This window comes from Microtetraspora sp. NBRC 13810, from assembly GCF_030268685.1.
In the GTDB taxonomy this organism is placed as follows: domain Bacteria; phylum Actinomycetota; class Actinomycetes; order Streptosporangiales; family Streptosporangiaceae; genus BSRQ01.
On sequence record NZ_BSRQ01000006.1, the window covers coordinates 53,579 to 76,199 of the forward strand.

At 71.7% G+C, this 22,621-nt stretch carries 18 protein-coding genes; 8 read left to right on the top strand and 10 right to left on the bottom strand.

The genetic code is table 11. From position 1 onward, the window contains the following. Positions 1–8 precede the first annotated feature (8 nt). Positions 9–872: a viomycin phosphotransferase gene (gene vph, locus QSK26_RS14010; RefSeq protein ID WP_502888705.1), complete on the top strand. Its 864-nt coding sequence runs from the start codon at positions 9–11 to the stop codon at positions 870–872. 276 nt (positions 873–1,148) lie between these two features. Here vph and hemQ read toward each other — a convergent pair whose 3' ends face one another. Next, on the bottom strand, positions 1,149–1,850 hold the full coding sequence (hemQ, locus tag QSK26_RS14015; RefSeq protein ID WP_285775538.1) for a hydrogen peroxide-dependent heme synthase: 702 nt from the start codon (positions 1,848–1,850) through the stop codon (positions 1,149–1,151). Positions 1,851–1,856: 6 nt separating this feature from the next. After that, positions 1,857–3,308: a protoporphyrinogen oxidase gene (gene hemG, locus QSK26_RS14020; protein WP_285775539.1), complete on the bottom strand. Its 1,452-nt coding sequence runs from the start codon at positions 3,306–3,308 to the stop codon at positions 1,857–1,859. Positions 3,309–3,577: 269 nt separating this feature from the next. Between hemG and QSK26_RS14025 the strand changes: the two genes are divergently transcribed. Beyond that, positions 3,578–4,666, top strand: a complete 1,089-nt coding sequence (locus QSK26_RS14025; protein ID WP_285775540.1) for a DUF4349 domain-containing protein — start codon at positions 3,578–3,580, stop codon at positions 4,664–4,666. Between the two features lie 55 nt (positions 4,667–4,721). On the opposite strand, the gene hemE is transcribed toward QSK26_RS14025, so the two are convergent. Further along, positions 4,722–5,768: a uroporphyrinogen decarboxylase gene (gene hemE, locus QSK26_RS14030; protein WP_285775541.1), complete on the bottom strand. Its 1,047-nt coding sequence runs from the start codon at positions 5,766–5,768 to the stop codon at positions 4,722–4,724. Between the two features lie 662 nt (positions 5,769–6,430). On the opposite strand from hemE, the gene QSK26_RS14035 reads away from it, so the two are divergent. From QSK26_RS14035 to QSK26_RS14055, 5 genes are all read left to right on the top strand, one after another. Continuing rightward, the gene (locus QSK26_RS14035) at positions 6,431–7,027 is read left to right on the top strand and encodes a DUF3000 domain-containing protein (RefSeq protein WP_285775542.1); all 597 of its coding nucleotides are present in this window, start codon (positions 6,431–6,433) and stop codon (positions 7,025–7,027) included. After that, the gene (locus QSK26_RS14040) at positions 7,024–8,265 is read left to right on the top strand and encodes a ribonuclease D (RefSeq protein WP_285775543.1); all 1,242 of its coding nucleotides are present in this window, start codon (positions 7,024–7,026) and stop codon (positions 8,263–8,265) included. The genes QSK26_RS14035 and QSK26_RS14040 overlap by 4 nt, the downstream gene beginning before the upstream one ends. A 328-nt stretch (positions 8,266–8,593) precedes the next feature. Further along, entirely contained in the window at positions 8,594–9,340 is a 747-nt protein-coding gene (locus tag QSK26_RS14045) for a hypothetical protein (protein ID WP_285775544.1), read from the top strand. A 39-nt stretch (positions 9,341–9,379) separates the two neighbouring features. Continuing rightward, positions 9,380–10,576: a thiolase family protein gene (locus tag QSK26_RS14050; protein WP_285775545.1), complete on the top strand. Its 1,197-nt coding sequence runs from the start codon at positions 9,380–9,382 to the stop codon at positions 10,574–10,576. Beyond that, positions 10,573–12,675 (top strand): 3-hydroxyacyl-CoA dehydrogenase NAD-binding domain-containing protein, encoded by a 2,103-nt coding sequence (locus tag QSK26_RS14055; RefSeq protein ID WP_285775546.1) that lies wholly within the window; start codon positions 10,573–10,575, stop codon positions 12,673–12,675. Before QSK26_RS14050 ends, QSK26_RS14055 begins: the two co-directional genes overlap by 4 nt. Here the strand turns inward: QSK26_RS14055 and QSK26_RS14060 are convergent. Both QSK26_RS14060 and dxs read right to left on the bottom strand, forming a co-directional pair. Beyond that, positions 12,672–14,159, bottom strand: coding sequence for an amino acid permease (locus QSK26_RS14060; RefSeq protein ID WP_502888700.1), 1,488 nt, complete (start codon positions 14,157–14,159; stop codon positions 12,672–12,674). The genes QSK26_RS14055 and QSK26_RS14060 overlap by 4 nt on opposite strands. Before the next feature lie 86 nt (positions 14,160–14,245). Then, complete coding sequence (dxs, locus tag QSK26_RS14065; RefSeq protein WP_285775548.1) at positions 14,246–16,153, bottom strand: 1-deoxy-D-xylulose-5-phosphate synthase; 1,908 nt, start codon at positions 16,151–16,153, stop codon at positions 14,246–14,248. 157 nt (positions 16,154–16,310) lie between these two features. Here dxs and QSK26_RS14070 point away from each other — a divergent pair, with 157 nt between their 5' ends. After that, on the top strand, positions 16,311–17,201 hold the full coding sequence (locus tag QSK26_RS14070) for a neutral zinc metallopeptidase (RefSeq protein ID WP_285775549.1): 891 nt from the start codon (positions 16,311–16,313) through the stop codon (positions 17,199–17,201). A gap of 13 nt (positions 17,202–17,214) precedes the next feature. On the opposite strand, the gene QSK26_RS14075 is transcribed toward QSK26_RS14070, so the two are convergent. From QSK26_RS14075 to QSK26_RS14095, 5 genes are all read right to left on the bottom strand, one after another. Continuing rightward, positions 17,215–18,417 (bottom strand): ROK family transcriptional regulator, encoded by a 1,203-nt coding sequence (locus QSK26_RS14075; protein WP_285775550.1) that lies wholly within the window; start codon positions 18,415–18,417, stop codon positions 17,215–17,217. A gap of 44 nt (positions 18,418–18,461) precedes the next feature. Beyond that, positions 18,462–19,709, bottom strand: coding sequence for a sugar ABC transporter permease (locus tag QSK26_RS14080; RefSeq protein WP_285775551.1), 1,248 nt, complete (start codon positions 19,707–19,709; stop codon positions 18,462–18,464). Continuing rightward, positions 19,706–20,476 carry an ATP-binding cassette domain-containing protein gene (locus QSK26_RS14085; protein WP_285775552.1) on the bottom strand — a complete coding sequence of 257 codons (771 nt, stop codon included), beginning with the start codon at positions 20,474–20,476 and terminating at the stop codon, positions 19,706–19,708. Before QSK26_RS14085 ends, QSK26_RS14080 begins: the two co-directional genes overlap by 4 nt. A gap of 92 nt (positions 20,477–20,568) precedes the next feature. Beyond that, entirely contained in the window at positions 20,569–21,684 is a 1,116-nt protein-coding gene (locus QSK26_RS14090; RefSeq protein ID WP_285775553.1) for a sugar ABC transporter substrate-binding protein, read from the bottom strand. 133 nt (positions 21,685–21,817) lie between these two features. After that, positions 21,818–22,507 (bottom strand): sulfite exporter TauE/SafE family protein, encoded by a 690-nt coding sequence (locus tag QSK26_RS14095; protein ID WP_285775554.1) that lies wholly within the window; start codon positions 22,505–22,507, stop codon positions 21,818–21,820. Positions 22,508–22,621: the final 114 nt, after the last annotated feature.

Sequence of the window (22,621 nt, forward strand, 5' to 3'; positions counted from 1 at the left end):
CCACTCTCGTGAACATCCGGACAACGCATCACGCGCTGCTGAGTCGCCTGCTGCCCGACGACAGACCTGACGATCTTGCCGTACGCCAGGGTCAGTTCCACGACGTCGTGATCGGCTCAGAGCGCGTCGTGTGCCTGCCCCGTACCCAGGCAGCGGCCGACCGGCTGCCCGAGCGGGTGGCCGCATTACGCGCGCTTGCCGGGCTCGACCTTGGCATCCGCACACCTGAGCCGCTGGTGCAGGGTGGAGGCGACGACACCGACGAGGCGCCGTTCCTGGTGCTCAGCCGCATTCCCGGGGAACCGCTGGACGCCGACGCGCTCAACGACGCCCATGTGGCCGGCACCGTAGCGGCGCAGTGCGCGACCCTGCTGGACGGGCTGGCCCGTGCCGGCACGGATGACTCGGTACGAGCGGCTGTGCCTCACGCGTCACAAGGCCGGTGGCAGCGGTTCGCGCAAGAGGTGCGTGCGGAGTTGTTCGCGCTGATGTCCGGCACCGGGCGCCTACGAGCCGAACGGGAGCTGACCGCGCTCGACCGCCTTCCCCACCTCACACGAGCAGTGGTCCATGGTGACCTCGGTGGCGCGAACGTCCTGTGGGAGTGGGATCACGGGCTGCCACGCCTCGCCGGAGTGCTCGACTGGGACGATGTCAGCCTCGGCGACCCCGCCGAGGACCTTGCAGCCATCGGCGCCGGCTACGGTCACGACCTCCTGGAGCGGGTGCTCGCCCTGGGCAGTCGGTCAGACGACGGACTCGCCACCCGCATTGCCGCGATCCGCGGCACCTTCGCCCTGCAGCAAGCCCTCTACGCCCTCCGCGACGGCGACGAAGAAGAACTGGCCGACGGCCTCACCGGCTACCGCTGAAGCGCACCGGCACATCATCGTTGATCGTGCGATGAGGACGGTGGCTCCGGATCGAAGGCCGGTGGCCGACCGCCCTTCGATCCCTTCGCCCCGTCGGTTGACGTCCTGGTCGGCCTGTTGGCGTCCTGGCCGGCCCTGCCGGGAATGGCCGCCTTGATACCGCGCCGCCGCCCGCGCCGCCCGGCAGTGAGCACGATCGACAACACTCATGTGCCGATCCACAACCTCCGATGCCCGGTCAGCCCTGGCCGCTGGCAACGGAATTCGACACAGGCGCTAGGGCAGGGCGGCGACCAGCTCGCTGACCGGCTTGCGGACCCCGGTGTAGAACGGGATCTCCTCGCGGGTGTGCCTGCGGGCCTTGGCGCCGCGCAGGTGGCGCATCAGGTCGACGATGCGGTGAAGCTCGTCGGCCTCGAAGGCGAGCATCCACTCGTAGTCGTTGAGCGCGAAGCAGGCCACCGTGTTGGCCCGCACGTCGGGATAGTCACGCGCCATGAGACCGTGCTCGGCGAGCATCGCCCGGCGCTCCGCGTCGTCCAGCAGATACCACTCCAGGGAACGGACGAACGGGTAGACGCTCACGTAACCGCGCGGCTCCTCCTCGGCCAGGAACGCGGGCACGTGCGACTTGTTGAACTCGGCGGGGCGGTGCAACGCCATCACCGACCACACCGGCTCGCTGCGGCGGCCGAGCTCGGTCCGGCGGAAGCGGGAGTAGACCTCCTGAAGATCCTCCGCCGTGGGCGCGTGCCACCAGAACATGTAGTCGGCGTCGGCGCGGAACCCCGCCACGTCGTACGTGCCCCTGGTCACGATGTCCTTCTCGGCCGCCTGCGCGAGCAGGTCCTCGACCTCGTGCGCGATGGCCTCCCGGTCGGCGTCGCACCGCTCGCGCACCCGGAAGACCGACCACATGGTGTAGCGGATCACCTGGTTCAGATCGCGTGCCTTCGGCCGCCCGCCATCCTGCGTCATCGTTTCTCAGAGCCCCTCAGTCACCTTCGTCGGCGAGATCGCCTGCTGCCATTGTCTCGCGGGATCCAGATGGTCGAGAATCCGGGCGGCGGCCTCGCGGGCGGTGGCGACGCAGGCCGGCACGCCGACCCCGTCGTAGGCGGCGCCGCAGACGGCCAGGCCGGGTGCGCCGGCCACGGCGGCGCGGATGCGGGCCACCCGGTCGAGGTGACCGACGTCGTACTGCGGCAGCGCGCCGCCCCAGCGGGTGACCCTGGTGTCCCTGGGCAGGCCGCGCACGCCCATGACCTCGGACATCTCCTTCATCGCCAGCGCGACCAGCTCGGTGTCGTCGCGGTGGAGCTCGTGCTCGTCGCCCAGCCTGCCGATCGAGCAGCGGACCAGGATCAGGTTGGGGTCGGCCTCGGTCAGGTGCGGCCACTTCACGGTGCTGAACGTGGCGGCCTTGATCGACCGGCCCTCCACCGGGGGGACGAGATAACCGCTCCCGGCCGGCGGCTCGGGGAAGGCGCCGCGCGGATAGGCCAGAGTGACGATCGCCATGCTGGCGTAAGCGATCCTGGACAGCTCGGCGGAGGCTCCCGGCACGTCGGCCGCGAGCAGCCTGGTGGCCGAGGGCGCGGGGGTCGCCACGACCACCGCGTCGGCCTCGATCACCGAGGGGTCGGGCACCGGTCCGGTGACCAGCCGCCAGCCGCCCTCGACGCGGCGCAGCTCGCGGACGGTCACCCCGGTCCTGACGTCGGCGCCGGAGGCGGCGGCGATCGCCGGAGGCAGAGCCCCGAGGCCGCCGCGGAGCGTGGTGAAGACCGGGCCCGTCTGCTTGGGCGCCCCGGCGATCGCGCGCGCGGCGTTGAGCAGCGAGCGCTCGGTCCTGGCGGGCGTGGCGAGCATCGGCATGGTGGCGTGCAGCGACAGCGTCTCGGCGCGGCCGGCGTAGACGCCGCCGAGCATCGGCTCGATCAGCCGGTCCACGACCTCTGAGCCCATCCGGGCCCTGATGTAGGCGGCGACGGAGACGTCGGTGCTGACCCGGGTGGCCGGCAGGATCTGGTCCAGCGGGACTCGGGCGAGGCCGGCCGGGCTGAGGACACCGGACCTGGCGAGCGCCATCAGGTCCGACGGCACACCCATCACGTGCCCCTTGGGCATCGGCCGCAGCGCGCCCCTGCTCAGGATCGACGCCTGGGTGCTGCCGGGGTAGACCAGCTCGTCGGACAGGCCGAGCATCCGGACGAGGTCCTTGCCCTCGGGACGCCGGGCCAGCATCGCCTCGGCGCCCTCGTCGAGGGACACCCCGGCCACCTCGGTGGCGTGCAGCTTGCCGCCGACGCGGGGCGAGCCTTCGAGGACGGTGACGCGGAGCGCGTCGCCGCCGCCCTGCCGTAGAAACCACGCGGCGGCCAGGCCCGCGATCCCACCGCCGACGACCACCACATGCAGCCGATTCCCTTCCATGACCATTGACGCTATCGCCACCGGGCGCCGCCCGCGTCACAGGGCGGGTGTGCTGTGGACCACGGCCCCGAGCCTGTGGACAAGCCGCCGGAACGACCCGTGACCGCATCACACGCCGACCACGACCGCGCCACACGCCTAACGTGACCGCATCACACACCGACCGCGACCGCAGCACACGCCGACCGTGACCGCGCCGCACGCCGACCGTGACGGCATCGTGACGCCGCGCGCCAAACACCCGCGCCCCGCATTACGTCTACGAAGACATGGACAACACCCCTCGGCACGGCTTACGCCTGGCGGCCGCCCTCTCGGCCGCCGTCCTCTTCCTGACCGGCTGCGGAGGCGGCTCGGGCGAATCGGCGGACGCGCCCGCGGCGGCCTCCGACAACGTGGCCCCGGTCCCGCAGGCGACGACCGGCGGCGGCATCGGAGGCGCCCCTGACAGATCCCGTGAATCCGACGAATCCGGGGGATCCGGGGGATCCGGCGCATCCGGGGAGTCCGGCGGGCCGGGGGAATCGGTGGAGATCACCCGCCAGGACCAGGCGATCATCTACGTCGCCGAGCTCACCGTGCGGGCGAAGGACGTCTCCGCCGCCTCCGACCGGGCCAAGCAGATCGTCACCGGCGGCGGCGGCCACCTCGCCAGGGAGAACTCCGCAGCCGGCGGCGGCGAGAGCTCGGCCCTTCTCGTCTTCAGGATCCCGCCGGCGTCCTACCCCGCCGTGCTCGGCCGTCTCGCCAAGGAGCTCGGCGTCAGGGAGTCCCTGAACCAGGGCACCGAGGACGTGACCCAGGCCGTCGCCGACGTGGAGAGCAGGGTGAAGTCGGCGCAGTCCGCGCTGGACTCGCTGCGCGCGGTGCTGAAGAGGGCCAACACCATCGGCGAGGTGCTGGAGGTCGAGCGGGAGATCGGCAACAGGGAGAGCGAGCTCGAATCCCTGCAGGCGCGGCAGCGGGCGCTGGCCGAGCAGACCGCCATGGCCACGGTCACCCTGCGGCTGATCGGCCCGCTCGCGGCACCGGTGGAGCCCGAGCCCGAGGAGTCGCCCGGCTTCTTCGACGCGATGGCGGCCGGCTGGAACGCGCTGGTGGCCACGGTGCGGGTGGTCCTCGTGGTGGTCGGCGCCCTGCTCCCGTGGCTGGCGGTCATCGTGCCGCTCACGCTGCTCGTGACGGTGCTGGTGCGCCGCCGCCGCGCGAAGCGGCCCGCCGTACCGGCCGGGGCGGCGGGAACCCCGGCGTGGTCGCCGCGCGAGTGGGGGCCGGTCACGGCCGCACCGCCCGAGACGGAGAGGCCCGCGCCCTCCGAGGCGGAGAAGGCCACCCCGCCTCCGCCGCCTCCCGGTTGAGAGACCCAGGTGAAAGACCCGGGTGAGAGACCAGGTGAAGGACCCAGGTGAGGACCTAGCGGGACTCGGCGGCCACCACGCGGGACTCGTGCACGAGGTCGGTGAGGCGGGCGAGCTGGTCGGGGTCGGTGGAGGGCAGGACGCCGTGGCCGAGGTTGAACACGTGTCCCTCGGCCATCCGGCCACGGGCCAGCACGTCACGCGCCCGGGTCTCGACGACCTCCCACGGAGCGAGCAGCACGGCCGGGTCGAGGTTGCCCTGCAGCGCCTTGCCCGGCCCGACCCGCTGGGCCGCCCGGTCGAGGGGGACCCGCCAGTCCACCCCGACCACGTCGGCGCCGACTTCGCCGAGCTGCCCGAGCAGCTCGCCGGTGCCGACGCCGAAGTGGATGCGCGGCACGCCGAGGTCGGCGAGGCCCGCGAAGATCCGGGACGTGTACGGCTGGACGAAGGTGCGGTAGTCGTCCGGGGCCACCGCGCCCACCCAGGAGTCGAAGAGCTGGAGCGCGGACGCGCCCGCCTCGGCCTGGATGCGCAGATAGGCGATGGTGATGTCGGTGAGCCGCTCCATCAGGCCGTGCCACAGGTCGGGCCTGCCGTACATCATGGCCTTGGTGTGGTCGTGGTTCTTGGACGGGCCGCCCTCGATCAGGTAGGAGGCGAGGGTGAACGGCGCGCCGGCGAAGCCGATCAGCGGCACGTCGCCGAGCTCCTTGACGAGGCTCTCGATCGCCTCGGTGACGTAGGACACGTCGCCGGGCTCGATGGGGCGCAGCGCGCGGAGCGCCTCGGCGGACCTGATCGGGTCCTCCACGACGGGTCCCACGCCCGGCTTGATGTCCAGGTCGATGCCGATCGCCTTCAGCGGGACGACGATGTCGCTGAAGAAGATCGCCGCGTCCACGCCGTAACGGCGCACCGGCTGCATCGTGATCTCCACGATGAGGTCGGGCGTCGCGCACGCGGTGAGCATCGGCGTGCCCTCGCGCAGGGCGCGGTATTCCGGCAGCGAACGGCCCGCCATGCGCATGAACCAGACCGGGGTGTGCTCGACGGGCTGGCGCCGGCAGGCGCGGAGGAAGACGGAGTCGGCGGGAGTCACCCTTCCAGGGTCCCATGCCGGGGCACCGGTCCGTTCCTCGACGATGCCTTATCACCTGGCGTCGGAAATGTGGGTATGGGGTAGTCCAAGTGATGCGCAGGGAGTCGGGTCGAGGTTTAACCGGTTCATCCGCTTCGTCCGTCGTTGGCGATGGCCTCCGGGATCGTCCCTGTCGTCCAAACGGGACCCTCGCTCCTGGAAAGGGGTACAGTGCGGCTCACAGGTTCCTCGTGACCGTCACACGACTGGGCCAAATGTTCACCAAGTCACCGCGCGGCATCGATTCCGGCACCACTTTCGGGACACGCCGAGCGCGTTGCACGGAATTGTCGGCACGGCGTGCCAACGTTCGGAGCACGACCCGACGAAAGGCCCGTGAGATGACCGCGATGTGGAGTTCCCCCGAGCGCCGCAGTGAGCGTTGTGCTTCTTGTGCCGACGACCGGGTGTTCGAGCAGCCGCCCTGCCTAGAAGGGCACGAACCGGGCGAATGCCCTGACTGGATCTGTGTCAAGTGTGGTCACGCGTTGTTCATAGAGCCCCCTCCCGGCATGGCCATACCCGCCCCTCGCCTGGTGCTGGCCGCGGCTTGATCAACGCCTATGTCACCTACACCCACCCCCGTGGTCCCCATGCGCCCGCCCTCGACCTACTCTTCCGATATGACCATCGGTGACGCGACTCCTGTCCCGGCCGCCTTCAGGCGGGCGGCGGAGAGCCTGCGCCGGACGACGGTCAGGCCGGAGATCGAGCTGGAGGACATCCCGGCGCCGCAACGCCTCGCCCCCTTCTCCGCCGCGATCGGCGCCTCCGTCTACCGGGAGGACGACGAGCTCGCGGTCGGCCGGCTCATCCTGCTCTTCGACCCGGACGGCCAGCGCGGCTGGGAAGGCCCTTTCCGCCTGGTCGCCTACGTGCGGGCGGACATGGAGCCGGAGATCACCTCCGACCCCCTGCTCGGCCCGGTGGCCTGGAGCTGGCTCACCGACGCGCTGGACGCGCACGCCGCCGGATACTCCGCGGCGGGCGGCACGGTGACCCGCGCCGTGTCCGAGGGCTTCGGCAACAAGGCCGAGGACCCGGTGACCACCGAGCTGGAACTGCGTGCCTCATGGTCGCCGCGCGAAGAGGACATGTCCGGCCATGTCGCCGCGTGGTGCGATCTGATGTGCCTCGCTGCGGGTATCCCACCGCTACCACCTGACGTGGCGTCTCTGCCGCCACGGCGACGCGAAGATCCGGAGTCCTTCAGGCAGTGACCGACGAGACAACCATTCCGGCCGAGGAGGTCGTCCCTCTGCTGGAGCCGCGGGAGGGGATCCCGCCGGTCATCAACGACGCCGTCGACCTGGCCACGACCGTGCGCGCCTTCGCCAAGGGGAGGGGTCCGGTCGCCGTCGACGCCGAGCGCGCCTCCGGTTACCGCTACAGCGGCAGGGCCTACCTCGTGCAGCTCCGCCGGGCGGAGGCGGGCAGCGCGCTGATCGACCCCACCGCCTGCCCCGACCTGTCGGCGCTGGACACCGCCCTCGCCGACACCGAGATCGTGCTGCACGCGGCCTCCCAGGACCTGCCCTGCCTGGCCGAGCTGGGTTTCCGCCCGCGCAAGCTCTTCGACACCGAGCTGGCCGGGCGGCTGCTCGGGTACGAGCGGGTCGGGCTCGGCACCATGGTCGAGACCGTGCTCGGCCTGCGGCTGGAGAAGGGCCACTCGGCGGCCGACTGGTCCACCCGGCCGCTGCCGGTCGACTGGCTGCGCTACGCCGCGCTCGACGTCGAGGTCCTCGTCGAGCTGCGTGACGTGCTGCACGAGGAGCTGGCCGACAGCGGCAAGCTGGAGTGGGCGCAGGAGGAGTTCGCCGCGGTGCTGGCCACCCCGACGCCCGCGCCGCGCAGCGATCCCTGGCGGCGTACCTCGGGCATCCACAAGGTCCGCTCGCTGCGCGGCCTCGCGGTGGTGCGCGAGCTGTGGACCCTGCGCGACGAGCTGGCCAGGGACAACGACCTGGCGCCCGGCCGGGTGCTGCCCGACTCGGCGATCGTGACCGCCGCGCTGGAGATCCCGCGCACCACCAAGGCCCTCACCGACATCGCCCCCTTCACCGGCCGCAGTGCCCGCCGGCACCTGCGGGAGTGGCTCGCGGCGATCTCCCGGGCCCGGGTGCTGCCCGAGTCACAGCTGCCCCAGCCCAGCACCCCGGGCGACGGCCCGCCGCCCGCCAACCGCTGGGCCGACCGCGATCCCGCCGCCGCCAAGCGCCTCGGCGCGGCCCGCGCCGTGGTGGCCGCGCTGGCCGACGAGCACCGCATGCCGACGGAAAACCTCCTCCAGCCCGACGCGGTGCGCCGGCTGACCTGGGAGCCGCCCGAGGAGATCGACGACGACCACATCGGCGAGCGGCTGCGCGAGCTCGGCGCCCGCCGCTGGCAGATCGGCCTGACCGCCCACCCGTTGGCCAAGGCCCTCGCCCGCCTGGAGACCAAGGGCGAGCTCTGACCGCTCCCCGCGCCGCCGCACGTGCGGCGCGGGAGGGCGGTGCGGGGGAGGCGGCCGGAAGGCATCAGCGTGCGGGAGGGCGGTGCCGAGGGGCATCAGCGTGCGGGCGGTGCGGTTGGGCGATGTGCCGCAGGGGGCGGCGGTGGGTGTACAGGGGGCGTTCATCCGGTGGTCATCCGTGCCCAACCGGAGTGGGCCGGGTGAAACCGCTTCCGAATGGGGTCGGCTTTCGCCGGGGAATACGGTGTAACGCATTCCGGAGATCGGATGAGCGGCGACCTTGCGGGAAAGGACCTGTGGTCCCGGTCCGTGACGGCATGATTGCATCGTGTTCGTCCACGACCCCGTGAGTGGCGCGCTTCCCGGCGCGCTCCCGCTGACGAGACTGCGCACCCGGGCCAGGGCCGCCCGGCGCGCGGCCCTGATCGTGCTCATCGGCGCGGTCGCGCTCCTCGCGACCGCCCAGACGTTCGCCGAGCGGTCGCCCACCGGGCAGGAGGCCGGGTGCGTGGCCGCGCTGGCCGTCTTCTTCACCGCGCTGCCGGCCCTCGCGGCGACGCAGGTCCTGTGGTGGTCGCGGGCGCGGGCGGCGCGGGAGTGCGCGCGTGGCATGTTCGCCCCGGAGACGCCCGCCCCGGCCCCGCTGCGGCTCCTGGTGCGCCTCGGCGTCGCGGCCGGCTGGGCGGTGACCGTGCTGCTCGGGCTGGCCCTGCCCCGGCTGTTCGCCGAGTCCGGGCTGTACGGCACGGCCGGCCTGCTGGACCGGGCCGCCGGCCCGCTCGGCCTGGCCGGTTACGCGGCGGGGGTGTTCTTCGCCCTGTGGTGGGCACGGGACGTGGCGGGGATGCTGGCGTGTGCCGTCCACCGGCGGGGATCACCTGGAGATCCCTGGGATCCGGAGCGCGGCCCGCGCCCCCGGCGAGGCACGGCGCTCTGGGCGGGCGCGGTGGCAGGGACCGCCGCGCTGCTCGGAGCCCGTGCCCACCTGTGGGAGCCGGGCCTGCCCGCCCTGTCCGCCGTCTTCTTCGGAGTGGCGCTGGCCCTGGTGGCGCGGATGCTTGTTACCGATGAGTAGCATAGGCGGTGGGAACCATCCACCAACGAGGAGCGAACCGTGCCTTCCTCTCGTGACGTCGTATTCGTCGACGGTGTGCGCACGCCCTTCGGCCGGTCCGGCCCCAAGGGGATGTACGCCGAGACACGCGCGGACGACCTGGTGGTCCGCGTCATCCGTGAACTGCTGCGACGCAACCCCGGCCTGCCGCCGGAGCGCGTGGACGAGGTCGCCGTCGCGGCCACGACGCAGATCGGCGACCAGGGCCTGACCATCGGCCGATCGGCCGCCGTCCTCGCCGGGCTGCCCAAGAGCGTCCCCGGCTACGCGATCGACCGCATGTGCGCGGGCGCGATGACCGCGGTCACCACCGTGGCCGGCGGCATCGCCTTCGGCGCCTACGACGTGGCCATCGCGGGCGGCGTCGAGCACATGGGCCGCCACCCCATGGGCGAGGGCGTCGACCCCAATCCGAGATTCCTCGCCGAACGGCTCGTCGACGGCTCCGCGCTGGTGATGGGCATGACGGCCGAGAACCTGCACGACCGCTACCCCGGCGTCTCCAGGGAGCGCGCCGACGCCTACGCGGTCATCTCCCAGGAGCGGGCCGCCAAAGCCTACGCCGACGGGAAGATCCAGCCCGACCTGGTCGAGATGGCCACCCGCTCGGCCGACAGGGGCTGGGGCCTGGCCACCGCCGACGAGGCCCCGCGGCCGGGCACCACGCTCGCCGCGCTGGGCGCGCTGAAGACGCCGTTCCGGCCGCACGGCCGGGTCACGGCGGGCAACGCCTCCGGCATCAACGACGGCGCCACCGGCTGCCTCGTGGCCGCCGCCGACGTGGCCGCCGAGCTGGGCCTGAGCGCCCGGATGCGGCTGGTCTCCTACGCCTTCGCCGGGGTGGACCCCGAGGTGATGGGCGTGGGCCCGATCCCCTCGACCGAGCGGGCCCTGCGGCTGGCCGGGCTGGGCATCGGCGACATCGGGCTGTTCGAGATAAACGAGGCGTTCGCCGTACAGGTCCTGGTGTTCCTCGACCACTTCGGGATCGCCGACGACGATCCCCGGGTCAACCCCTACGGCGGCGCGATCGCCTACGGGCATCCGCTGGCCTCCTCGGGGGTGCGGCTGATGACCCAGCTCGCCCGCGAGTTCGGCGAGCATCCGGAGGTCCGGTACGGCCTGACCACCATGTGCGTCGGCATGGGCATGGGCGGGACCGTCGTGTGGGAGAACCTCGGTTGGGAGGGCAAGTGAGTCTGGACACCTGGCGTTCGGTGCTGCTGGGCCGGGCCGCGGACGAGGTCGTCACCAGGGCACTGGTGCGCGACGTGGAGCTGCCGGGCGGGGCGGGCACCCTGGCCCTGATCACCCTGGACAACGGCTTCGACCACACCCGGCCGAACACGTTCGGCCCGCACGGCCTGCTCGCGCTGAACGGCGCGCTGGACGGCATCGCCACCCGCACCGACGTGGCCGCCGTCGCGGTGACCGGCAAGCCGTTCATCTTCGGCGTCGGCGCCGACCTCGACGGCGCGGCGGCGCTGGCCACCCGCGAGGAGGCGGAGGCCGTCGCGGCGCTCGGCCACCACGTCCTGCGGCGTCTCGGCGAGCTGGGCGTCCCGTCGTTCGCGTTCGTGAACGGCGCGGCGATGGGCGGCGGCCTGGAGGTGGCGCTGCACTGCGACTACCGGACGATCTCCTCCGGGGTGACCGCGGTCGCGCTGCCCGAGTGCTTCCTCGGGCTGGTGCCCGGCTGGGGCGGCACGCAACTCCTCCCCCGGCTGATCGGCCCCGAGCGCGCGATCAAGCTGATCATCGAGAATCCGCTCTCCCAGAACCGCATGACCGACGGGGCGGGCGCCCACGCGCTGGGCGTCGCCGACGCGCTGTTCGAGCCGGCCGACTTCCTGGAGGAGTCGCTGCGCTGGGCGGCCCGGGTGCTGCGCGGCGAGGTCACCGTGACCCGCGAGGACCACACCGCCGCCGACTGGTCGCCGGTCCTGGAGCAGGCCCGCGCGCTGGTGGACCTCAAGCTGCGCGGCGCCTCGCCGGCGCCGTACCGGGCGCTCGACCTGATCGCCCTGGCCCGTACGGCGGGCCGCGACGAGGGCTTCGCCGCCGAGGACGCCGCGCTCGCCGACCTGCTCATGGGCGACGAGCTGCGCGCCGGGATCTACTCCTTCAACCTGGTGCAGCGCCGGGCCAAGCGGCCGGCCGGAGCGCCGGACGCCGCCCTGGCCAGGAAGGTCTCCAAGGTCGGCGTGGTGGGCGCGGGCCTGATGGCCTCGCAGCTCGCCCTGCTGTTCGCGCGGCGACTGGAGGTGCCCGTCGTGCTGACCGACCTGGACGAGGCGCGTCTCGCCAAGGGCGTCGGCTACGTGCATGACGAGGTGGACCGGCTGCTGGCCAAGGGCCGGATCTCCGGTGACCAGGCGAGCCGGCTCAAGGGCCTGGTGACGGGCTCGCTGAGCAAGGACGCCTTCGCCGACGCCGACTTCGTCATCGAGGCGGTGTTCGAGGACCTGGGCGTCAAGCAGAAGGTGTTCGCCGAGGTCGAGGCGGTCGTCTCGGCCGAGTGCGTGCTCGCCACGAACACGTCGTCGCTGCCGGTGACCGCGATGGCCGCCGGGCTGCGCCATCCGGGCCGGGTGGTGGGTTTCCACTTCTTCAACCCGGTCGCGGTGCTGCCGCTGCTGGAGATCGTCAAGGGTGCGGCGACCGACGACGCGACGCTCGCCACGGCCTTCGCCGTGGGCAAGGCGCTGAAGAAGTCGAGCGTGCTGGTGAAGGACGCGCCGGCGTTCGTGGTCAACCGGCTGCTGACGAGGTTCATGGGCGAGGTGATCGCGGCGGTGGACGAGGGCACCCCGCTGGCGGTCGCCGACCACGCGCTGGACGGGCTCGGCCTGCCGATGACCCCGTTCACACTGCTCCAGCTCGTCGGGCCGGCGGTCTCGCTGCACGTGGCCGAGACCCTGCACACGGCCTTCCCCGACCGTTACGGCGTCTCGGCCAACCTCGCCGCGCTGGTGGCGGCCGGTAAGCCGGGTGTCTACGGCGCCGACTTCGGCATCGACCCCGAGGCGGAGGCGATCTTCGGCGGCGGCGGGTCGCCGTCGAGCGCCGAGAAGGTCCGCGACCGCGCCCTGAGCGCCCTCGCCGCGGAGATCAAGATCATGCTGGACGAGGGCGTGGTCTCGGCGGCGCAGGACATCGACCTGTGCATGATCCTCGGCGCCGGCTGGCCGTTCCACCTGGGCGGCGTGACCCCCTACCTGGACCGCACCGGCGTCGCCGAGCGGGTCAACGGGGCGCGTTTCCTGCCCAGGGGGACGGCCTCCGTCCCCGCCTAGCCGACGGGCCGCCTGGCGTCCCCCTGAGCGGGCTCGGGGGGACGCGCCAGGTGGCTGTGCCTGCGGCCGTAGAGGAAGTAGACGACGACGCCGACGGCCATCCAGGCGAGGAACCGCAGCCAGGTCTCCACCGGCAGGTTGACCATGAGGTAGGCCGAGGCCAGCACGGACAGGATCGGCACCAGCGGCACCAGCGGGGTCCGGAAGGGGCGCGGCAGTTCCGGACGCGTCCTGCGCAGCAGCACCACGGCGATCGAGACGATCACGAACGCGAAGAGCGTGCCGATGTTGACCAGCTCGGCCAGCGCCGACAGCGGGATGAACCCGGCGAGCACGGCGGTGACCAGGCCGATGATGACGGTGATCCTGGCGGGCGTGCCGTACTTGGGATGCACGGCGGCCAGGCTGCGCGGCAGCAGGCTGTCCCGGCTCATCGCGAAGAAGACCCGGCTCTGCCCGAGCATCATGATGAGCACGACCGTGGTGAGCCCCGCGATCGCGCCGATGCTGATCACGGTGGCCAGCCACGGCTGCCCCACCGCGCGGAACGCGTCGGCGAGCGGCGCCGCGGAGCTGAGCCGCTGGTACGGCTGCATGCCGACCACGACCAGCGAGACCCCCACGTAGAGCGCGGTGCACACGGCCAGCGAGCCTAGGATGCCGATCGGCATGTCGCGCTGCGGGTTCTTGGTCTCCTCGGCGGCGGTGGCGACGATGTCGAACCCGATGAAGGCGAAGAACACCACGGCGGCGGCGGAGAAGACGCCCGCGATGCCGTACGCGGTGGGGGTGAGGCCGAAGAGCACCTGGATGAGCGGGGCGCCCAGGCCCTCGACGCTCTGGGTGGCCTCGGCCGGCGGGATGAACGGGGTGTAGTTCCGCGAGTCGATGAAGAACAGCCCTGCGAAGATCACCAGCAGCACCACGGCGACCTTGACCGTCACGAGCACGAGGTTGGTCCGCGAGGAGAGCTTGATGCCGGCGACCAGGACGACGGTCAGCAGCAGCACGATGAGCATCGCGGGCAGGTTGAACACCGCCCCCTCCCCCGCTAGCCCGGGTGGCAGGTGCACCCCCAGCGTGGCCATCAGCGAGGCGAAGTACCCCGACCAGCCGACGGACACCACCGCCGCGCCCAGGGCCAGCTCCAGGATGAGGTCCCAGCCGATGATCCAGGCGGGGAACTCGCCCAGCGTCGCGTAGGCGAAGGTGTAGGCGGAGCCGGCGACCGGCACGGTGGACGCGAACTCCGCGTAGCAGAGGGCGGCGAGCCCGCACGCGACCGCCGCGACCACGAAGGACAGCGCCACGGCCGGGCCCGCGGTGTCCCGGGCGACCCGGCCGGTCAGCACGAAGATGCCGGTGCCCACGATGACACCGACGCCGAACACGGTGAGATCGAGGGCGCTCAGCCGGCGCCGCAGCCGATGTTCCGGCGCCTCCGTGTCCTTGATGGTCTGTTCGATGCTTTTGGTGCGGAACATTCCCACCGTGTGCCCTCCGATCCCCCTGCTACTCCTCCTCTGCTTTCCCCTTCACAAGGACTCTTACTGCTGGATCGGCCGAACTGTCAGTGCGCGGTGGGATGTTCCAGGACGGGGCTGCGCCTGGCGACCGCCTCGGTGATCTCCCGGGCGAGGTCCTGGCCGGTGAGACCCGCCTCGGAGAGGATCTTGGGCCGCTTGGCGTGGTCCAGGAAGCGCTGCGGGATGCCGTAGGTGCGCACCGGGACGTCCACGTCGGCGTCGCGGAGCATCCGGGCCACCGCGTCGCCCACGCCGCCGACCCTGCCGTTGTCCTCGACCACCACGACCAGCTTGTGCGCCTGCGCGGCGAGCACCAGGGCCTCGTCCAGCGGCTTGACCCAGCGGGGGTCCACCACGGTGGCGGAGATGCCCTGCGCGTCGAGCAGGTCGGCGGCCTCCAGGCAGGTCTCGGCCATCGGCCCCACGGCCACCACGAGCACGTCGGGGTCGCCGGCCCGCAGCACGTCGGCCTCGCCCAGCTTGCCGACGGCCTCCAGCTCGGTCGCGACCGCGCCCTTGGGGAAGCGGACGACGGTGGGCGCGTCGTCGACCTCGACCGCCTCGGCCAGCAGCTCGCCGAGCCGCGTGGCGTCGCGCGGGACGGCGATGCGCAGGCCCGGCACGACCTGGAGGATCGACAGGTCCCACATGCCGTTGTGGCTGGCCCCGTCGTCGCCGGTGACGCCCGCGCGGTCGAGCACGACGGTGACGGGCAGGCGGTGCAGCGCGACGTCCATCAGGAGCTGGTCGAAGGCGCGGTTGAGGAAGGTGGCGTAGACCGCGACCACCGGGTGCAGGCCGCCGAGGGCCAGGCCGGCGGCGGAGGTCAGCGCGTGCTGCTCGGCGATGCCGACGTCGTAGATGCGGTCGGGGAAGGTCTCGGCGAAGGGCGCCAGGCCGGTCGGGTGCAGCATCGCGGCGGTGATCGCCACGATGTCCTGGCGGCGGTGGCCGAGCCGGACGAGCTCCTCGCCGAAGACGTTGGTCCAGCCGTGCGGCGTGGCCCGCTCCTCACCGGTCAGCGGGTCGAAGGCGCGCGGCGAGTGGAACCGGTCCTCGTCGTGGTTCTCGGCCGGGGAGTAGCCGTGCCCCTTGCGGGTGATCGCGTGCACGATGACCGGGCCGCGGTAGTCGCGCGCCTTGCGCAGCGCCGCCTCCAGGGCCGCCTCGTCGTGGCCGTCGATCGGGCCCACGTACTTCAGGCCGAGGTCCTCGAACATCACCTGCGGGGCGACGATGTCCTTCAGCCCCTTCTTGATGCCGTGCAGCGCCTCGTAGAACGGCGGCCCGACGACGGGGACCTTCGGCACGTTGCCCTTGACGAACTCCAGCGCCCCCTCGTACTTCTTGGTCACCCGCAGGGCCGACAGGTGGCTGGCCAGCCCGCCGATCGTCGGGGAGTAGGAGCGGCCGTTGTCGTTGACCACGATGACCAGCGGCAGGTCCTTGTTGGCGGCGATGTTGTTCAGCGCCTCCCAGGCCATGCCGCCGGTGAGCGCGCCGTCGCCGATCACCGCCACGACCGTGCGGCCGGTCTCGCCGCGCAGCTTGTAAGCCTTGGCCATGCCGTCCGCGTAGGACAGCGCGGTGGAGGCGTGCGAGTTCTCGACGAAATCGTGCTCGGACTCGGCCTGGCTGGGGTAGCCGGACAGGCCGCCCTCCTGCTTCAGGGCCTTGAAGCCCTCGACGCGGCCGGTGAGCATCTTGTGCACGTAAGCCTGGTGGCCGGTGTCCCAGATGATCGGGTCGCCCGGCGAGTCGAAGACGCGGTGCACGGCGATCGTCAGCTCCACGACCCCCAGGTTGGGACCGAGGTGGCCGCCGTTCCTGGCGCAGGAGGCGACGAGCAGGTCCCGGATCTCGGCCGCGAGCCTGGGCAGGTCACCCGCCTCCAGCAGCTTGAGATCGTGAGGCCCCCTGACCGACTCCAGAAGCCCAGGCCGTTCGCCCACGGGATCACCCTCTCTGTTCGACTTTGCACACCTCACCACCGCCCCGAGTGTAGTTGGCCGGAAGCCGCCCACCCTCGGCATCCCTGAAACGATGATGAAGCTGACCCGTTTTGTTGGCTCTTGTTCTACTCTTTACGCCACTATGATCAGCCGCCTCGTGAGAAGACTGTGGTCACTGCTCGCCGTGGTGACCGTCTTCTCACTGCTCTGCACGGGCACCGCCGAGGCGCCGGCGTCCACCGCGCCGCCCGCCCCTCCCGCCGCCCAGCGGGAGGCCGGTCAGGACGCCGGAACCGAGACGGGAACCGGCGTGGACACCGCGCCCGAGCAGGGCCGGCGTCCGGCGCGGGGCAAAGCCTCCGCGACCGCCAACGCCCTCTACAGGACCGGGCGGCTGCCGCGGCTCCGCTGCGCCCCCGGAGAGATCCTTCCCGGAAGCGCGGCGTCCTACCGGGGGTTCATGAGCCGGGTCACCGCCTGCCTCAACAGGTCGTGGGGCCGGCAGTTCGCGAAGGCGCGGCTGCCGTTCACCAAACCGCGGCTGCGGTTCGTCACCGGGCAGGTGAGCAGCCCGTGCGGCAAGTGGCCGACCGGCGCGGGCGGCTACTACTGCTCCGCCAACCGCACCATCTACATCGGGATCACCAAGCGGGTCCTGCGCGAGGGGTTCGAGCTGGGATCGGCGCAGTTCATGGCGCACGAGTACGCCCACCACGTGCAGACGCTCAGCGGGATCGGGCCCGACTACTACTTCCCCCGGCACGCCTGGGCCGGCCGCGCCGAGGCGCTCGCCCTGTCCCGGCGCTTCGAGGTGCAGGCCGACTGCATGGGCTCGGCGTTCCTGGGCAGCGTGGCCGGGACCCTGCCGGTGCGGGACACCGACTGGCGGGGGATGATCGAGTGGACCACGCGGTACGGCGACGAGGCGTGGCCGGCCAACGACCACGGCAAGGGTTCCACCCAGGCATATTGGATGGGACGCGGCTTCGAGGCGTGCGCCCCGGGCGCCTGCAACACCTGGACGGCCTCGAAGGCCCGGGTGGCCTGAAAGGGCGGAAGGGTCAGATGCTGACCCGGGCGAGGGCCTCCAGGGGGTCGGCCAGGACGTGTGAGAAGGCCAGCTCGGCGGCGCCCATGAGGGTGGCGTCGTCGCCGAGCAGGGACGTGCGCAGCCGCAGGTGCTCGCGGGAGGCGGGCAGGGCGTCGGTGGCGAGGCGGCTGCGCACCTGGGCCGCGGAGCCGAGGTAGACCTCGCGCAGCATCCCGCCGAAGACGACGATCTCCGGGTTGAAGATGTTCACCAGGTTGGCGACGCCGACGCCGAGCCAGTCGCCCACCCTCATGAGCGCCTCCTGGGCGGTGATGTCGCCCATGTCGGCGGCCTCGACCACGGCGCGCACGGCCTCCTTGCCGACCCGCGTGCCGTACCTCCCGGTCGGCTCCAGCAGGGCCCGCTCCCCCACCTCGGCCTCCAGGCACCCCCGGGCGCCGCAGCCGCAGGGCCGCCCGCCGGGGTTGACCACCATGTGGCCGACCTCGCCGCCGTAGCCCTGGTGGCCGCCCAGGAGCCTGCCTTCCGCGATCACCCCGCCGCCGACGCCCACGTCGCCGTGCAGGAAGATCAGGTCGTGGCAGCCGACGCCCAGGCCGCGCGACTGCTCGGCGAGCGCGGCGAGGTTGGCGTCGTTGCCCACGGCCACCGGCAGGCCGAGGGCGAGCCGGCGGCTCAGCTCCTCCCCGAAGGGGACGACCTCGTGCCCCAGGTTGGGATCGAGCCGGACCATGCCGTCGCCCTTGGACACCCTGCCCGAGATCGCCGCGCCGGCTCCGACGCACGTGGTGTCGGGGCGGGTCTTGCGGTGCATCTGCCGGGCGAAGCCGGCCAGCGCGCCGGTGATCTCGTCCAGCGAGAACTCGCCGCGCCGCCGTACGGCCTCGCGACGGTCGAGGATGACGCCGCCCAGGCCCACCCGGGCGGCCACCAGCCGGTCGACCCCCACGTCGAAGGCGAACACGTAGACCTTCGCCGACTCGGGCCGGACGACCAGCGAGGGCCGTCCCGCCCTCCTGGTCTGCCTGGGCAGCTCCTCGCGGACCAGGCCGGCGGCGGTGAGGTCCGCGGTGAGCGCCATGATCGTGCTGCGGTTGAGCCCCATCCGGCTGGTCAGCTCGGCCCGCGAGGTCGGCCCGCTCAGGTGGACGTGGCGCAGCAGGGCGCCGAGGTTATGCCGCCGGATCTCCTCTTGGGAGGGGCCTGCGCGCATGACCGAGATTTCCTGCCGTTCTGTCGGGGGGGACGAACCCTCGATCACCTTAGACCAGAGGCCGCGGCCCGTTTGCGCAGGAGGGCGTCCACCCCCGCCGCCAGCAGCAGAACCGATCCGGTGACGATGTACTTCACGCCGGCGCTGTATCCGAGCAGGCCCATGCCGTTCTCGATCACGGCGACCACGGCGCCGCCCAGCACCGCGTCCAGCACCCGGCCCTTGCCGCCGAAGAGGCTGGTGCCGCCGATGACCGCGGCGCCGACGGCGTAGAGCAGGACGGTGCTGCCGCCGGTGTTGGGGTCCACGGACGCGGCCCGCGACGCGGCGATGATGCCGCCCACCGCCGCCATGCCGGAGCAGATGACGAACGCGCTGATCCGGATCCGGTCCACCGCGATGCCCGCGCGCCGCGCGGCCTCGGCGTTCCCGCCGACCGCGTACAGGTGCCGGCCGAAGGCGGTACGGCGGAGCACGAACGTCCACACGAGCAGCAGCACGATCACGATCGGCACCACGACCGGCATGCCCTGGAGCGAGGTGAGCGCCGGGTTGCGGCTGCGCTCCAGGTTGAGCGCGTAGACGGCCAGCCCGCTGATGACGGCGAGGCCGCCGACGCGCAGGGCGATCAGTGAGAGCGGGTCGGCGAGCAGGCCGCGGGCGACGCGCTTGCGGGCCCGCAGCAGTTGCAGGATCGCGTAGCCGCCGACGCCGACGGCGAAGACCGCCCAGCCGATGACCGGCGGCAAATTGTTGTTGCTGATCGCGAGGATCACCTGGTCGCGCACCGGGACGTTGGTGCCCTGGTCGACCAGGAGCAGGAGGAGTCCCTGGAACCCGAGGAAGGCGGCCAGGGTGACCACGAAGGACGGTATGCCCACCTTGGCGACGAGCGTGCCGAGGGCGGTGCCGATCAGGACGCCGGTGACGATCGCGGCGACGACGGCGACGTACCAGGGCAGGCCGTGGTCGGCCAGGGTCACGGCCAGCACGGCCGCGCAGACGCCGCTGGCGAACCCGGCGGACAGGTCGATCTCGCCGATCAGCAGCACGAAGACCAGGCCCATCGCGATGACGATGATGCCGGCGCCCTGCGTGAACAGGTTGGCGAAGTTGATCGGGGTGAAGAAGGAGGGCCGCAGGGCGGTGAAGACCGTGCAGAGCACGACCAGCCCGATCACGGCGGGCAGCGCGCCCATGTCCCCGCCGCGTACCCGCTCGATGTAGCCGCGGGCGTTCTTGCCGATGGACGGCGCGGAGGTCGTCCGATCGGGGGTCATGGTTGCGCTCATGACGCGACTCCGCTGCCGTTGTGAAGGCCGAGTTCCCCGCTGCGGCCGCTGGTGATGAGTTCGACGACCTGGGCGTGCGTGACGTCGGCGGTCTTGACCTGTGCGGCCATCCTGCCCAGGTAGAGTGCCGCGATCCGGTCCGAGACCGCGAACACGTCGTTCATGTTGTGCGAGATCAGCACGACCGCCAGGCCGTTGTCGGCGAGCCGGCGGACCAGTTCGAGCACCTGGCTGGTCTGCGCCACGCCGAGCGCGGCGGTCGGCTCGTCCAGGATCACGACCTTGCTGTTCCACAGCACGGCCTTGGCGATGGCGACGGTCTGCCGCTGCCCGCCGGACAGGCTGGAGACGAGCTGGCGGATCGACTTGACGGTCCGCACGGACAGGGAGGCGAGGGTCTCCTCGGCCAGCTTCTCCATCGAGTCCTCGTCCAGGACGAGACCGCGCTTGCGCTCCCTGCCGAGGAACATGTTCTGCACGATGTCCAGGTTGTCGCAGAGCGCGAGGTCCTGGTAAACGATCTCGATTCCGAGTTCGGCGGCGTCGCGGGGTCCGTTCACCTGGACGGGCTTGCCGTCGAAGTAGAACTGGCCGGCGTCGATCGGGTAGATCCCGCCGGCGCACTTGACGAGCGTCGACTTGCCCGCGCCGTTGTCGCCCACCAGGGCGGTCACCTCGCCCGCCTGCGCGGAGAAGTTGACGTCGTGGAGGACCTGTACAGGGCCGAAACTCTTGTCGATCCCGCGTAGCTCAAGTACGGGGGCCATTGTGGGTGCTGCTCCTCTTCCGGGGGGCGCTTGGAAGGCGGGGGAACGGAAACGGGCCGGCATGCCGTGCAGGCATGCCGGCCGCGCGCGGGTCAGGAGATTCCGGCCTCGGTGCACTTGGCGGCGAAGTCACCGGTGCACAGCTCGTCCTTGGTGACGAAGCCGTCGGTGACGACGTCCTTGACGTTGTCGAAGTAGATCGCCTGGGGGTCGAGCAGGACGGCGGGGACGTCCCGGTTGCCCTCGGGGTCCTTCACCGTGGTGCTGGCGGTGGGCTTCTCACCCTTGGCGAGCGCGATCGCGAGCGCGGCGGCCGCGTCGGCCTCCTTCTTGATCGCCTTGTAGACGGTCATGCACTGGTCGCCGGCGAGGATGTTCTGCAGGCCCTGCACGGTGGCGTCCTGGCCGGTGACCGGTACCTTGCCGTTGAGCTTCTGCTTCTTCAGCACGGTGATGGCGGCGTTGCCGAGGCCGTCGTTGGCGGCCAGGACGCCGGCGATCTTCGGCTGCTCGGTGAGCATCTGCTCGAAGATCGTGCCCGCCTGGGCGTTGTCCCAGTCCGGCACCGACTGGTCCGGGCCCTTCACGTACTCGCCGGAGTCGTACTTCGGCTGGAGCACGCCGTCGTAGCCGTTCTTGAACAGGGTGGCGTTGTTGTCGGTCGGCGAGCCGTTGAGCTCGGCGACGATGGGCTTGTCCGCCTTCATGTCGGTCAGGCACTTCGCCAGGCCCTCGCCCTGGAGCTGGCCGACCTTGGTGTTGTCGAAGCTGACGTAGTAGGAGGCGCTGCCGCCGAGCGTCAGGCGGTCGTAGTCGATGGTGGCCACACCCTGCGCCTGGGCCTTGTCCAGGACGGCCTTGCCGGTGCCGCTGTCCAGGTTGACGATCATCAGCACGTTGGCGCCGCTGGTGATCATCTGGTCGGCGATGGTCTGGAAAGCGTTCTTGTCGTTCTGGGCGTTCTGGATGTCGTACTGGACGCCGGCGGCCTTGAAGGCCTCCTCCAGGTACTTGCGGTCGGCCGTCTCCCAGCGGTCGGAGGACTTGCTGTCGGGCAGGATGACCCCGACCTTGCCGGGCGCGGCGGCCTGGGTGGAGGAGCCGTCCCCCGGCGCGGCCGTGGTGTCGCCGCTCTCACCCCCGCAGGCGGCGAGACCGAGGGTCATGGCCGCAGCCGCGGCCGTCAAGCTGAGGATCCCCTTGCGCATCGCAGGGTCCTTTCTGGGCTGAGATGGGGTGATTTGAATGTTGTTTGAGGCAACGTAAACCCGCACCGCCTGCTTGGGAAGACCCTTGTTGAGGTGAGTTTGTTGTACCGGGTAACAATCCAGAAACGCCGCCTTAACGGACGAGGCTCTGCGCGATCAGCACGAATGCGGACCCCGCGGCCACCACGAGGATCGCCGTCCGGGTCAGCCCGGCGTCCAGCCGGCGCCGCAGCGGCCGGGACAGCGCGAACCCCGCGACCAGGAAGGGGATCATCAGCGCGCCGAAACGCAGTTGCCGGTCGGTCAGCTCGCCCACCCCGTGCAGGAGCAGCAGGGACTGCACCGCGCTGAGGAAGAAGAACACCGCGAGCGTGGCCCGGACCCGCGGTCCCTCGACCCCCTGGAAGACGAGCGCGATGGGCGGCCCGCCTATACCTGTCGCGGTGCCCGTGATGCCGGAGACGAAGCCGGCCCCGCCGATCGTCGCGCCGTTACGCGGCACCCGTACCGCCCGCCCGGTCAGCGCGACCGCCACGAGCACCATGACGCCGACGAAGAGGGCGAGCGACCGTGCGGACAGCTGGAGCACGATGTACGCCCCCACGACGCTTCCCGGCAGCCTGCCCAGCACCGCCCAGCCGAGGTCCCGCCAGTCCACCCGCCGCCACTCGGCCGCCAGCGTGAAGAGCGGCAGGATCGCGTTGACCACCATGATCGAGGCCGGCATGAGCTCCGGGTCGAGCAGCGTGATGACCGGCGCGGCGGCGACGCCCACCCCGAACCCCACGGCCCCCTGGACCAGCGAGCCCACAAAAACCGACAAACCAGCTATAAATAGAATGAAAATCTCAGGCGTCACAATCGGCGACGCTAGCCCCGTGAGCCGGGACGCCCGCAACCCCTTTGTGTCGCGGACATGCCGAAGAGCCGCACGGCG

Excerpts from the sequence above, each read along its gene's own strand:
- hemQ (WP_285775538.1), bottom strand. The coding sequence starts at position 1,850 with ATGACGCAGGATGGCGGGCGGCCGAAGGCACGCGATCTGAACCAGGTG.
- hemG (WP_285775539.1), bottom strand. The coding sequence starts at position 3,308 with ATGGAAGGGAATCGGCTGCATGTGGTGGTCGTCGGCGGTGGGATCGCG.
- QSK26_RS14025 (WP_285775540.1), top strand. The coding sequence starts at position 3,578 with ATGGACAACACCCCTCGGCACGGCTTACGCCTGGCGGCCGCCCTCTCG.
- QSK26_RS14035 (WP_285775542.1), top strand. The coding sequence starts at position 6,431 with ATGACCATCGGTGACGCGACTCCTGTCCCGGCCGCCTTCAGGCGGGCG.
- QSK26_RS14060 (WP_502888700.1), bottom strand. The coding sequence starts at position 14,159 with ATGTTCCGCACCAAAAGCATCGAACAGACCATCAAGGACACGGAGGCG.
- QSK26_RS14075 (WP_285775550.1), bottom strand. The coding sequence starts at position 18,417 with ATGCGCGCAGGCCCCTCCCAAGAGGAGATCCGGCGGCATAACCTCGGC.
- QSK26_RS14080 (WP_285775551.1), bottom strand. The coding sequence starts at position 19,709 with ATGAGCGCAACCATGACCCCCGATCGGACGACCTCCGCGCCGTCCATC.
- QSK26_RS14085 (WP_285775552.1), bottom strand. The coding sequence starts at position 20,476 with ATGGCCCCCGTACTTGAGCTACGCGGGATCGACAAGAGTTTCGGCCCT.
- QSK26_RS14090 (WP_285775553.1), bottom strand. The coding sequence starts at position 21,684 with ATGCGCAAGGGGATCCTCAGCTTGACGGCCGCGGCTGCGGCCATGACC.